This is a genomic window from Vibrio sp. 1731, from assembly GCF_033339955.1.
In the GTDB taxonomy this organism is placed as follows: domain Bacteria; phylum Pseudomonadota; class Gammaproteobacteria; order Enterobacterales; family Vibrionaceae; genus Vibrio; species Vibrio alginolyticus.
On the sequence record NZ_JAWOVO010000006.1, the window covers coordinates 1 to 12,429 of the forward strand.

The following is a 12,429-nucleotide window of genomic DNA, read 5'->3' on the forward strand; positions in this document are numbered from 1 at the left end:
TGAGTTTAAAAGCGAGGGAGTAATCGCGCTGAGTTCTTTTAGTTGTTGATTTCATAACACTCTCCAATTTTGGGGGTGGAAAGTGTCAACCTTATTTAGGACGGCACACCAGTAGAAAAAAGGCCTGACGATGTCGTCAGGCCTTTTTCGTTTCGCCGATCTTTTTAGCGTTTGAACGTTACTTGCTCTGCTTGTTCAAGATGAATATGAGTTGTCGCAGGCTGTGTTTCTGCAATCACTTTACCGTGACGAACAGAGTAACGAACCGGCACTTGGCGACGTACTGCGTCAAAACCATTTTCTGCGGGAAGAATCAGTAAACTACCTGGTTTGCCTTCTTCAATGCCGTGCTTGTCTTGAATGTTCAGTGTACGTGCTGAATTGTTGCTGATCAGATCCAGTGAGTTGTTGATTTGGTCGTAACCCATCACCTGACACACGTGCAGACCCATATGCAGTACTTGCAGCATGTTTGCAGTGCCTAGTGGGTACCAAGGGTCAAATACATCATCGTGTCCAAAGCAGACGTTGATGTTGGCATTCAGCATCTCTTTCACTCGTGTTACGCCGCGACGTTTTGGGTAATCATCAAAACGTCCTTGTAAGTGAATGTTCACCAATGGATTTGCCACGAAGTTGATACCGGACATGCGTAATAAACGGAACAGGCGAGATGCGTATGCACCGTTGTAGGAACCCATCGCTGTGGTGTGACTGGCCGTGACTTTATTCCCCATATCAAACTTGTGCGCTAATGCTGCCAGTGTTTCAACGAACCGAGATTGTTCGTCATCGATTTCATCACAATGCACGTCGATCAGGCGGTCGTATTTTTTCGCTAACTCGAATACGTAGTGCAGCGATTCAATGCCATATTCGCGTGTGAATTCAAAGTGTGGAATCGCGCCAATCACGTCCGCACCTAATTTGACGGCTTCTTCTAGCAGCTCTTTGCCATTTGGGTAAGAGAGAATTCCTTCCTGCGGGAAGGCGACGATTTGGATATCTACCCATTCTTTCATCTCTTCACGCACTTCTACCATCGCTTTTAGGGCAATTAGGGTAGGGTCTGAAACATCGACGTGGGTACGAACGTGTTGTACGCCGTTTGCTATCTGCCATTTTAAGGTTTGTTTTGCGCGCGCTTTCACGTCTTCAATCGACAGCATTTCTTTGCGCTCAGCCCAACGTTCAATACCCTCAAACAATGTGCCAGAGATGTTCCAGCTTGGCTCACCTGCGGTTTGAGTTGTATCTAAGTGAATGTGTGGCTCGCAGAAAGGCGCAACCGCCATACCGCCTTCAGCATCGATGATGTCACCGTTATGACTAAGCTCCACATCGTTGCTTTCAATGCGCTTGAATTGACCATCTTCAATCAAAATTTGCTGCAGACCTTTTTGTCCTTTTAACGTTACGTTTTTGATCAGTAGTGTTGTCATGATGGTTCCTTACGCTGGCTGTGTAGCCAGTGCTTTTTTGTTGAGAACAGGATTAAGAATCAGGAAGCTAATTGCGCCGCCAAGTACAGCGTTAATCGGCACTACGCCAGGCAGGAAGTGTCCCGCACCAACGCCAATCACGACAGCGATAATGCCAGCCCAGTTAACGTTTTGGAATTGGGCGGCTTCAAAGTTTGCGTAGCGTTTACGGTTCGTGAAGAAGTCAGCGATGATCACACCGCCAATCGGTGGAATTGCCAAAGATAAGAAGGTCAGCCAGCCAACAAAGTTATTGTAGAGCCAGAGAGCGCAAAGTGTGCCAACAAGACCGTTCGCCATTGAGATGTATTTACTTGGTAAGCCTGTGATGTTGGAAAATCCAAGACCCGATGCGTAGAGCGCGTTGTCGTTGGTCGTCCAGATGTTCAAGCCAAGAACGATGATAGCTGGAATAAGAAGACCTTGCGCGATCATCACTTCAGAGATGTCTGATTGACCCGTCACCGACGCACCTGCCGCGCCAAAGATAAACATTAACGAGTTACCGATGAAAAATGCCACCATGGTGATCATCACGGCGCTGCGCGGCTTTTTACCAAAGCGTACGAAATCCGCCGTTAATGTACCAGCACTGACAAAAGAGCCGACAACCATCGCGAGAGCTATTGAAAAATCGAGTGGCTCGGTTGGTTGAACCTGTTGTAGTTCGCTTATACCGCCAACACTATTTACTGCCTCGATGACAGAGTAGCCGCCAAGTAGCGCAATGGCAGGAACGGCAATTGCTGACAACACCATCAGTGCGGAGATGCCAAAGTAAACGGTCGCGGTCATGAGCAAACCGGAGACGAGGATCAAAGTATTGGTATCGATGCCCGTTGCTTTGTGCACCGGAATCGCAAACATCGCGACACCAACTCCAAACCACCCAACTTGAGTACCGCCAAGAAGAGCAGAAGGAAGCCAAGAGCCTTTAGAACCAAAAGAGAAACGAGCAAGAAGGTGAGTAGAGAGACCAGTAGAAGCGCCGATGTAACCGAGGAAAGAAGTGTAAATACCGAGGATTAGGTTACCGATGAGAACAGCGAGGAAAAAATCATTGAAGGAGAGCCCAGTACCGAGAGAACCCCCAGTCCACATACTTGCGGAGAAAAAAGTGAGTCCTAACATCACCATTGTAAGTGACGCCACGCCTTTTCTGGCCGTGTTAGGAACTGGTCCAAGACTGTAGTTATTGTCTCCAGCCATTATTACCTCCGCACATTGAAATATTAAATTATAGCACCTGATTTTCAGGCAAACGGCGCGTATTATCGTGATGTAAATTTAATAGTCAATGATAAAGTTGAAATTTAAACGTTTGCTTGGTTTTTGGTTTGTATTTTTTCCTTTAATAACAATGGTTTAATTTTTGAATTCTAAAATTGAAAAATTTATTTTTACGTATTTTCTATGATTTATAGACAGGTTTTCTATGTGAAATTAGTGTTTTGAATTGCCATTTGTTTTTATGGATTAAATTTATCTATAACTCTGGATTGTTCAGTCGATTTCTATGAAAAGAAAACGATTTCATGATGGGATTTTTGGTTTGGACGTTATTTGTTCTTTTCTTGGGTGTGTTTTCTTGGTTTTATTTTATGTAGGTGATTTATTTTTGTTGAAGCTGGCATTTCTAATGGTTTAGTGGGCGAATATTTGAATTTTATAAACAGTAAACAATCTGTTGTGGGTAAGAAAAGTACAACCGAGCTCGGTCAGAGGATAAGAGGGCAATAGCCACATAAAAAAATAGCCAACCGCAAAGAGTGCGATTGGCTTATATACATGTGAACAAAATCAAGTTCACTAACAACGTCAGTTGGCTAGGTGACCCTCGGCTTAAGAAGGGTCGATTTATATAATGCAGTTACTGTGCCAACTTTAATATGCCCTAAAATACGTAGTTTCTGTGACATGCGTTGCTTAAAGTTTGAGTAATGTTTGCAATTTGCAACTGCGTTATGCAATTTGACTCTATTATGCTAATGATTGATTAATAAACAATGAACCTTTTAAAGCATGACTAAACTCGCCGTTCCTAAAAAGGCGAAAAAACCAACTACATCTGTCACTGTTGTTAGAATCACCGAGCCAGCCAAAGCGGGGTCCAATTTAAACTTATCCAGAATAATGGGAATCAGCACACCAAATAAAGCTGCGGTAATAATATTGACGATAATGGCGAGCGCGATGGTTCCCCCTAGAACCGGAGATTGAAACCACAATCCAGCGAGCCCGCCGATGATTAACGCCCAAGCAATGCCGTTCAGAGAGCCAATACCCAACTCATTTTTCAAAAGCTTGAAGCGGTTACCTGGGGTGATCTGATTAAGCGCCATCGCACGAATCATTAGAGTGAGCGTTTGGCTGCCAGCAATGCCCCCCATGGATGCAACAATTGGCATGAGCACCGCCAAAGCCACCACCTGCGCAATTACATCTTCAAATAGTCCGATAGTGACAGACGCCAAAATCGCAGTAAGCAAATTGATACCTAACCAAACACCGCGCTTTTGCGAGCTTTTTAATACTGGCGCAAACAAGTCATCGCCTTCATCCATACCTGTACCGGCCATCAAACGTGCTTCGTAGATTTCACGCTGTGTACTCAATGCAAACTGCCAATCGACTTCACCGATCAGTGTTTGGTCTGCATCAGTTACAGGGAGAGCGGGCAGTGTGCTGTGTTCTAATGCCTCTACCGCTTCAGGAAGCATCATTTTACTGTCTAGCACCGTCACAGCCTCAATAACGAGTGTTTTTAAGCGAGTATCGGGGTCACCACGCAAGATATCGAAGTAGTTGACCGTTCCACGATACTGTTTATTACGATTAATCAGATACACCTGTTGAGGCGTGTCGTAGCTATAGCGCTCCATTAACTGCTTAGCTGTCCCAATCGTAATGTTGAAGGGCAGGGTGATGATCTTACGTTCAGCCCAGTGGCCGAGTTCTTCATCAGCATACTCGTTTGCTTGATCGTAAAGTTCCAACTCATCTTTTTCTATCAACGAGAGCGCTTCGTTGATGATCGACTCTGGCAACGAATCGGCCCATTCGATGAGCGACAAGTTGTCGAGTTTAGCGAGAGTGAGCTTTAGCTCGACTTCAGATAACGCATTGATGATAGAGAAACGTACGTCCGCACGCATTTCCGTTAACACGTCGATATGTAGCTCTAGTGGTAAAGCTCGCCATAAGCGAACACGATCGTCGATTGGAAATGCTTCTAGAATCAGGGCAACCGCGCCGGGCTCGAGGCCCGCTTCAATAGATTCATTGAGCGTTGCGACTTGATCCGCTTCTTCGGCTTGGCCAATTTGCTGGATTAGAGTGGAGAGATCTTGAAACTTGCTCACCGAGTACCCCGATAGTTAATTCGTTTTATGGAAGTATGGCATGTTATTGAGATGCACAACTATGCATCTTAACCTTGCTCAAGGTACTTGAAAGTAACAGAAAAACAATAGGCTATTTGCTGTTGATGGTGAGATATGGCTGTACCAATTGGCGAATGTTCACTTTTGCGCCAATACGGGCTGCCAGCAAGTACATTCCGCCTATTTTTCTGTGCAAAAATAGGGCATCTGCTGGTGGAGTATGCCAGTATTCTTGTTCCATGCTTAAAATAGTGCCAGCTTCGCGAAGCTTTTGTGCTAAGCCACTGGCTTTAAAATCATAAGGCTCATCAACTAACATTGGTTCACATGCCATTTTCACTAGATCGAGAATCGCTTGGCGTTGGTCTGGAAGGATGGTTTGGCTGAAGAAGCCTATTTGTTCAAGCGCATCATTCAAGCCTTGTTCGTCATTGTTAACGACAGATGCGAAAGCTTGGCGATAACCAGTGCTGAACCGCTCGCTGTACTCGCGAGTGGCCCCGAAATCTAGCAAGCCGATTTGACGAGTGTTTTCGATATATAAGTAGTTGGCGAAATTTGGGTCGGTTTGTACCATCTTAAATTCGAACAGCTCTCGAAACAGTAATTCGAGTAGGCTGTGCATGACAAAATCTCGCGTACTCTGATCATAATGTTCGATTTGCTCAATCGGACTGCCATCAATGAATTCCATCGCGAGAACGGAGTCTGAGCAACTTTCAGTATGAATCTTGGGCACCACAAAATGAGGGTGCTCCTTCAAAGCGTCATGATAACGAATGGCAAATTGTGCCTCTCGTGCGTAATCGGCCTCGTCATGTAGCTGCTTTTTCGCTTCTTCGAGCAATCCTTTGTAGTCGACAGACTCGGGAATCAACCCAACGACCTTGAGCAGTGTACCGACATTATCGACGTCGCTATCGATACTTTTCCGTATGCCCGGATATTGCACTTTGACGGCTAGGTTATCGCCCGCATCGCTGTAGGCTTGGTGCACTTGTCCTATTGATGCACTGGCGATTGGTTTGAAGTTAAATGACAGAAACTCAGCTTTCCAATTCGTTCCTAGCGAACTTTCCATTACTGCGTTGAGTTGTTTTGCAGGCATTGGGTCTGCGTTGGAACGAAGACGGGAAAGAATATCGGCGAGTTGAGGTTCTAAAACATCACCAGCATCCATTGATAGCATTTGTCCAAGCTTCATTGCAGCGCCACGTAGATGAGCAAGTTGGTCGGTTAAACGCGCGATGTTCTGTGGCGTCAGCAAGAGGTCTTTCGCTTTTGGTTTGTTGCCTTTGGCTATCTGCTTCGTGCCTTCTGCAATCACATTGCCAGCGACACGGGTAGCAAGTGAAGCGAACTTGCTGAATCTTGAGATGCGATGGGTAGGTAGGCTTCTTTCCTTTGCCGACATGAATCTTCTCCGCTATTTACTAACTAATTGTTATACGGGAAAAGGATATGTTTGGATACAAATGAAAAGAAAACCGCCAGCGTAACTGGCGGTTTGCGAGTTTAGATAGAGTAGAAGAAGTACAGTTGAGACTTCATTCGGATGATGATCCCGCGAATCACATCTAAGAAGGCCATAAAGCCTATCGGTTTTTCACCGCTGACCCATGCGAGGCCAACAGAGCCAACAGGGATGTCGTAGCCTTCTGGCTCATCAATCTTAAGACGAACAAAGTGGTGTTTGTTCTGTAAGTTCTTTCCAGTGGTGACACGTACGGAATCATCGAAACCCAGTAGATTACCTTGTGACTCACCTGTTGCTTCAACAATGCCTTCGACGGTCGCTGAGAAGATCTTACCTGGGTAAACGGACGAAGAGAATTCCGCTGGCTGACCCGGTTTGATGTTACGAATCGCCTGGTGGTTGACTCGCATCAGCACGTACTTCTCGTTAGTGTACATGTTGATACGCGGCATCATCGATACACGCTGACCTTCACGCAGGATAAAGTTGGTGACAAAGCCATCTGTTGGGGCATGAACTTTTGTGCTATTCAAATCCCATTGCGCTTTTGCAATTTGCTCTTCAGCTTGGCGCAGTTCGGCTTGTTTAGTTTCAACTGCAAGTTCCGCTTTATGAATCGCCAGTTTTGCACGGGAAATATCGACTTGTTTCTTCTTGATTTGAGACTCAAGGGTCAACACGTTGTGACGTGCCATATCAACCGCACTCGATTGTTTGTCGATATCGCTTTCCGTGATGGTGTTGTGCACTACTCGGTTTTGCTCAACATAACGATCTAGCATTTTTTTCTGCAATTTGTAGTCAACTTTCGCCGCTTCCAACTGGCTCTTTGATGTTTCTAGATCTTGCACTAGCGCTTCGTGGTTAGCTTCTTCAATCTCGATGTCGCCTTTTGCTGTAGCTAATGCAACGCGAGCAGAATCAGCGGATACGTTCGCTTGATTTAATGCGATTTTGTATTGCGTTGGGTCAAGTTCATAAATGAGCTGACCTTCTTTAACTTGCTGATTCGGCTCAATGTAAATGTGGTCAACTTTACCTTTTACATTGGTTGAATCTGGACGCAATTGGATGTGTGGTGACTGCACGACAGAACCGCCGGATAAATCCATCGGGGTGAAGTTAATCAAACCTACCCAGACGAACATTAGCCAACCCAAGCCGCCAAGATAAGCGAACGATTTGGTTGCTTTGTTCCAAGGCATGCCAACCAAACGCAACAGATAGATGAAGAGTGCCCATACCGCTAAACCTTCTAACATTATGCTTCCTCTTTTGGCTGTGTTTCTGTTTGCGGTTTACTTTTCCATGTATCACGCAGATTGATGATGGCTTTTTCCATATCAACAAATGCAAAGATCACGGCTAGCACCCAAACCCAGTGCCAGATAAACCCTATCCAGGTCAGCGCAGTGATGAGCCCTATCTGATGATGATCTTTGCTGTGTGCTTTATTGATAGGTAATTCATGGATTTTCCAAAAGCCGTAACACGCGCCCGCGACACTCGCGATTAAAACGACAGCAGCAACAACATGTAACGCTGTATCTGCGCCTGTACCGACAAATGGGACACTCAGTAAACTCATTAAACGCTCCTCTATCAAACTGTTGGCGTATTGTGATCTGAATTTGATTTGCGGCTTTCTTTGTGACAGATTCAATCACTACAGGATTAAATTTGATGTGATTGGTTATGAAAACGGTTCGGTTTATTCGCGCGATGGGCATTCTAAACATGCATAACCTCGCGTTATCTAAATACAATTTGGACTCGGATGAGTTAGGGATCCCAGCATCGGTGTTTCGTAACCCAATGACACTGATCCCGCTAAAAGCCGTTGCGGAATGGTACCGTTGTGTTGAACAAGCCAGTGGTGACCCGGATGTGGTGTTGAGTCTCAGCCGAGGTATTGAACTGCAAAAGCTAGGGCCAGTGGGACGCTGGTTATTCTCCGGCAATGATTTAGCCAGTACCATTCGGCGAGTGAATTATGGTGTGAGCAACCTACAATCAGGGGCGTTTTTTGCTGGCGAACAGTCGGGTAAAATCATCAAATGGACTTACCACAACCCGTTTATAGAAACGTCAGTAAAGGTGCACGATAGTATCCGCTGTGCGGTATTTATGATTAAGGTGTTACGCGAATTTCTTGGCAAAGATTACCAGCCTTTACGTGTCAAGGTTTCAGGCTCGAGAAAAAATACTGAGAGATACCGGGAATATTTCGGCTGCGACGTGGAATGGAGTCAGCCAAAAACAGAGATATGGATCCCGGGAGATGACCGACTAGCTTCTCGCCAAGTGAGCCATCGAGAAGACAACCGTCTAGCGATGAGTTTTTCCGATTTGGATGATTTGCTTAATATGCCCGACCCAGAAGATGAGTTGAAAGTGATTTATGAAGTGGTGAATTACAGCAGCCATTATGGATTGCCAACGTTAGAGCGCGTTTCTTCTCTGCTTGATTTATCTGAACAGCAGTTTCAACGTCGTTTGCATAAATTAGGACTCAATTTTTCGACGGTTTCTGGCTATGTATTGAGTAATATTGCAGCTGGTTTGTTGAGTAAGCGCGTGAGTATTGATGACATTGCCACGCGCCTTGGTTACACCAATGTGGCGAGCTTCAATCGTATGTTTAAGAAACATCGTGGATTAACGCCCAAGCAGTATACGGGAAGATTAGAGAAGTAGTGCTCCACTTATCTCTATGAGTACAAGCAATAAAAGCCCTCAAAGTTGAGGGCTTTGTTATTTTTTTGTGTCGTTTTATGTGGTGGCTATTTCTTAGGACGCCAACTTAGTGCACTTGCAACAGCGCCGATGGCAATTACATCCTTTTTTTGTTCGCTAAGTTCAGGGAGCATCTGTACCGCAATGGTACCGTTCGTCTGCACTGCGGCAATTTCTTGTGTGCCTTCCTTAAAGCTATAACCCAATGGAATGTCTACCGCCATCATGGCGTCAGGACTAGTATGTACAGTTTCTACATTAAAGTGGGTGCTACCAATACGCACTACGCCTGTCTCTTTTTTCTCAAAGCTGATGTCGATGAGAGCGGATTTTGGCTCCATCGCAAACTCACCGACTTTTTTACCATCTTGAGTAATGTCACAGGTGTAAGGATCATTCCCACCAAAATCGACGCCCATGTAGTTAACCGACATACCGCCTCCAGTGCAGTTCAAAAGCCAAGTTTCCCCGCTGTCGATACGAGTCACTTCTGCGCCCATTGAACCTTCTTTGAAAGAGATACGGTTAAACCAACTTGAGTTAGAAGCACTGCGTGAATACTTGCCTTTGTACTTACCAGCAAAATCAAAATGGCCATCCGCACCGAATCCCCAAAAATCACCGTCGGTTTTGATCAGCATTTCTGGTTGTGCTTTTACGGCATCAGTACGATCCATGACGGCTAGGCCACCACAACCAGCAAGGAGCAAGGGAGCGAATAGAATAAGTTTCTTCATGTTTTTCATTGTTTATAGCTTGGTTACATCTAGGGTTTGGTCGGTGAATTGGATGTTCTGAATGTCGTACAACTCGTCAGTGCCTGTATTTGGGCACTCAACAGAAACACTCTTTGCTTTGATAACAGTACATTCCGCCAGTTTGTGTGGCACTATATAGGTGTTGATACCGCCTTCACCATAAATGCTGTTGTCTTTGCTGTTGCCTTCAAAAGTATTGTTTTGATCATTACCGATCACATTCATCGCGTCGCCGCCAATGATCTTCACTTTTGTTAGCCACTGAGATTTGTAGGTGTACGCTTCTATCAAACCGTCTTTGTTGGGAGCCATACGGAAGGTAGGTACTGTGCCTGGACTTGTCTTTTCTGTGTAGAGCTTGACGCCCGCAGAGTCGATATTCGCGGTATATTGCAAGTATCCGTGGAATAAGCCACTGATCCAATCAACGGCTTGTGGATCTTGGGTTTGCATTTCTTCACGCGTTAACGCTTGGTAGCCATCTAAACCATGTCCGTTTGCTTTTGCTACACCCATGTAAGCTTCAAAAGCGGCAGCAAAATATTCGTGAGAATATGAAGGGCCCGTTTGTTTCACACTTTCAGGATCGAAGTCGTCCGATTTCCAATCGTCCCAGTCATACTGAGTAGGGCGCCACACCGTCGGTTTGCCCGATTGAATATCGTTATAGATGCTTAACGCATGAGCTTGAATGTCATTTTGCAGTGCCGCAGTCGCCGTGTTAGGTGCAATACCTTGCGCTTGGACCAAGTGTAAAATTTCTTCAAAAGCGGCGTCTCGTTCGGCTTTTTTACCAAGATTGGCGCAGTAATCGGCAAAATTACTCATGTAATGGCAATCGCCTTCAACTGTCAGTTCTCGATACATTAAAGATTGGCTATTCCTTAGCCAGTTTGGTGTTTCTTTACTAGTTACTAATGTTGACGCGATAGATGTGACAAGTGTATCCATATCATCTTCGTTAAGTACCATCATGCTTACAACAAACTTTTCTAGAGAACTCGTATCAAAAGAGTGTGCTAAGCCCGAGCTTGTAACTGCATCGTTCAATTTGCCTTGGCGAATCAGTTCGTTGATAAAGATTTTGGTTAGCATCTCATCATTCTGTTCGTCGTTTTCGGTCAGCATTAGTGTGGCATCACGCTCGGCTAATGTCTTAGCGATACGAGACTTGTCAGCACCGTACTTAGAGTCTGGTTGGTTTGTGAGAAGGTGTTGGATGATTTTGGCTGCACGAAAGATTTTTTCATTATTCGCACCGTCATCAACAGCCACAATGTGAAATGTATCGTTGTTGTTTGCTTCGGAAAGGGAGATTTTCACATAGTGGGTGAAGCCAGCATCAGCAGCCACTTTTAACTTGGCTGGAAACTCTGTAGAAACGACAGTTGGGATTGTGACAGTGCTCAATGTTGGCATTGGTGGTGGTGGAGGTGTTGTTTTCGATGGTTTCGGATTAGATTCACTGCCGCCACAAGCAGTTAGACTTATCGCGCAGAATATGGCTAAAGGTGTTAATTTGGAATATCTCATTTCATGTTACTCGTAGACTTTATTAGAGCAAGAAACTTAGAAGCAACATAAAGTCCTGTCTATATAAGCAAACTAAGTCATATATGTTGATATTGTTTTTTGGTAAGACCTATTATTCGATACATTTAAAAATATAGTGGATTTTTATTCCGAATTTTATTTTCTATGTGAAGCTATATTCTGGTAATGAATAAAACCTCAGGTTATTGCATGGTTTTAGGGGTATAGAATGATTAGGATTATCGTATATGTATGGTTTGTAAGCGTATGTAAGCCTGCGTTTTATTAAAATTATCATTTAAGTAGGTTGCGCAGTATAGGACGAGCGATATACTCCCTCCATCATATTGGTGGAGTAAATGATTCATGGTGGGTAATACAATCTTACTGGTAGAAGACGACTCAGAGATTGCTCGATTAACCAAAATGTACCTCGAAGCCGAAGGGTATACGGTAACTGTCATCGATAACGGTCAAAATGCATTAGAAACGATTAAGGGGCTCAAGCCGGACCTAGTACTGTTAGATTTGATGTTACCAGGAAAAAATGGCGCAGAAATATGCCAAGAGGCGCGTAAGTTTTATCATGGTATTATCATTGTTTTGACTGCGACCGATGATGAAATGAGCGAGGTGAGCTTATTTAAGTTTGGTGCTGATGATTACCTTACCAAACCGATAAAAGGCAATATCCTTCTCGCCCGTATTGAAGCAGCGTTGCGTCGCTATTGTCGTCAAGTTGATATCGTTGAAGAAGAAAAGCTGAGCCGATATGGCATTAGTCTTTGTCTTCGTCGCTCCCAGGCATTTTATTTGCAAAAAGATATTGGTTTAACGAGTTCTGAGTTTGAAATTTTAGAGCTCCTGATGCTGAATGTCGATAAGCCAGTATCTCGTGAATCATGTTGCCGTCTTGCCCGAGGCATTGAATACTGTATTACTGATCGTTCGATTGATATGCGTATATCCTCGCTAAGGAAGAAATTCTCCAAGGCTCATATCCATACGGCTACCATTAAAACCATACGTCACCACGGCTACATGCTGACAGGTAAATGACG

10 protein-coding genes are annotated in these 12,429 nt (G+C 44.6%); 2 read left to right on the plus strand and 8 right to left on the minus strand.

The annotated features are described in order from the left end of the window. Window positions 1–164: 164 nt before the first annotated feature. The 6 genes from R7035_RS08655 to R7035_RS08680 all read right to left on the minus strand — a co-directional run bounded on the left by R7035_RS08655 (window position 165) and on the right by R7035_RS08680 (window position 7,929). Window positions 165–1,442 (minus strand): cytosine deaminase, encoded by a 1,278-nt coding sequence (locus R7035_RS08655; RefSeq protein ID WP_213874324.1) that lies wholly within the window; start codon window positions 1,440–1,442, stop codon window positions 165–167. Between the two features lie 9 nt (window positions 1,443–1,451). Further along, window positions 1,452–2,690 (minus strand): cytosine permease, encoded by a 1,239-nt coding sequence (gene codB / locus R7035_RS08660; protein WP_064354865.1) that lies wholly within the window; start codon window positions 2,688–2,690, stop codon window positions 1,452–1,454. A gap of 806 nt (window positions 2,691–3,496) precedes the next feature. Further along, window positions 3,497–4,843: a magnesium transporter gene (locus R7035_RS08665; protein ID WP_005373641.1), complete on the minus strand. Its 1,347-nt coding sequence runs from the start codon at window positions 4,841–4,843 to the stop codon at window positions 3,497–3,499. A gap of 112 nt (window positions 4,844–4,955) precedes the next feature. Continuing rightward, a complete protein-coding gene (locus R7035_RS08670) occupies window positions 4,956–6,278 on the minus strand; it encodes an ABC1 kinase family protein (protein ID WP_170890191.1) in 1,323 nt (440 codons plus the stop codon). Between the two features lie 101 nt (window positions 6,279–6,379). Next, window positions 6,380–7,603, minus strand: coding sequence for an HlyD family secretion protein (locus tag R7035_RS08675; RefSeq protein ID WP_054577755.1), 1,224 nt, complete (start codon window positions 7,601–7,603; stop codon window positions 6,380–6,382). Then, window positions 7,603–7,929 carry an MFS transporter gene (locus R7035_RS08680; protein ID WP_054577756.1) on the minus strand — a complete coding sequence of 109 codons (327 nt, stop codon included), beginning with the start codon at window positions 7,927–7,929 and terminating at the stop codon, window positions 7,603–7,605. Before R7035_RS08680 ends, R7035_RS08675 begins: the two co-directional genes overlap by 1 nt. A 107-nt stretch (window positions 7,930–8,036) precedes the next feature. On the opposite strand from R7035_RS08680, the gene R7035_RS08685 reads away from it, so the two are divergent. Further along, a complete protein-coding gene (locus R7035_RS08685; RefSeq protein ID WP_213909480.1) occupies window positions 8,037–9,038 on the plus strand; it encodes an AraC family transcriptional regulator in 1,002 nt (333 codons plus the stop codon). Window positions 9,039–9,124: 86 nt separating this feature from the next. Here the strand turns inward: R7035_RS08685 and R7035_RS08690 are convergent, their stop codons facing one another. Beyond that, a complete protein-coding gene (locus R7035_RS08690) occupies window positions 9,125–9,814 on the minus strand; it encodes a hypothetical protein (protein ID WP_031778833.1) in 690 nt (229 codons plus the stop codon). A gap of 12 nt (window positions 9,815–9,826) precedes the next feature. Further along, window positions 9,827–11,368 carry a hypothetical protein gene (locus R7035_RS08695; protein ID WP_285400195.1) on the minus strand — a complete coding sequence of 514 codons (1,542 nt, stop codon included), beginning with the start codon at window positions 11,366–11,368 and terminating at the stop codon, window positions 9,827–9,829. Between the two features lie 366 nt (window positions 11,369–11,734). On the opposite strand from R7035_RS08695, the gene R7035_RS08700 reads away from it, so the two are divergent. Beyond that, on the plus strand, window positions 11,735–12,427 hold the full coding sequence (locus R7035_RS08700) for a response regulator transcription factor (protein WP_005373624.1): 693 nt from the start codon (window positions 11,735–11,737) through the stop codon (window positions 12,425–12,427). Window positions 12,428–12,429 lie beyond the last annotated feature (2 nt).

What these genes read in the sequence shown, in the direction of transcription:
- R7035_RS08685 (WP_213909480.1), top strand. Translation starts at nt 8,037, where the DNA reads ATGAAAACGGTTCGGTTTATTCGCGCGATGGGCATTCTAAACATGCAT.
- R7035_RS08680 (WP_054577756.1), bottom strand. Translation starts at nt 7,929, where the DNA reads ATGAGTTTACTGAGTGTCCCATTTGTCGGTACAGGCGCAGATACAGCG.
- R7035_RS08695 (WP_285400195.1), bottom strand. Translation starts at nt 11,368, where the DNA reads ATGAGATATTCCAAATTAACACCTTTAGCCATATTCTGCGCGATAAGT.
- codB (WP_064354865.1), bottom strand. Translation starts at nt 2,690, where the DNA reads ATGGCTGGAGACAATAACTACAGTCTTGGACCAGTTCCTAACACGGCC.
- R7035_RS08690 (WP_031778833.1), bottom strand. Translation starts at nt 9,814, where the DNA reads ATGAAGAAACTTATTCTATTCGCTCCCTTGCTCCTTGCTGGTTGTGGT.
- R7035_RS08655 (WP_213874324.1), bottom strand. Translation starts at nt 1,442, where the DNA reads ATGACAACACTACTGATCAAAAACGTAACGTTAAAAGGACAAAAAGGT.
- R7035_RS08675 (WP_054577755.1), bottom strand. Translation starts at nt 7,603, where the DNA reads ATGTTAGAAGGTTTAGCGGTATGGGCACTCTTCATCTATCTGTTGCGT.
- R7035_RS08700 (WP_005373624.1), top strand. Translation starts at nt 11,735, where the DNA reads ATGGTGGGTAATACAATCTTACTGGTAGAAGACGACTCAGAGATTGCT.
- R7035_RS08670 (WP_170890191.1), bottom strand. Translation starts at nt 6,278, where the DNA reads ATGTCGGCAAAGGAAAGAAGCCTACCTACCCATCGCATCTCAAGATTC.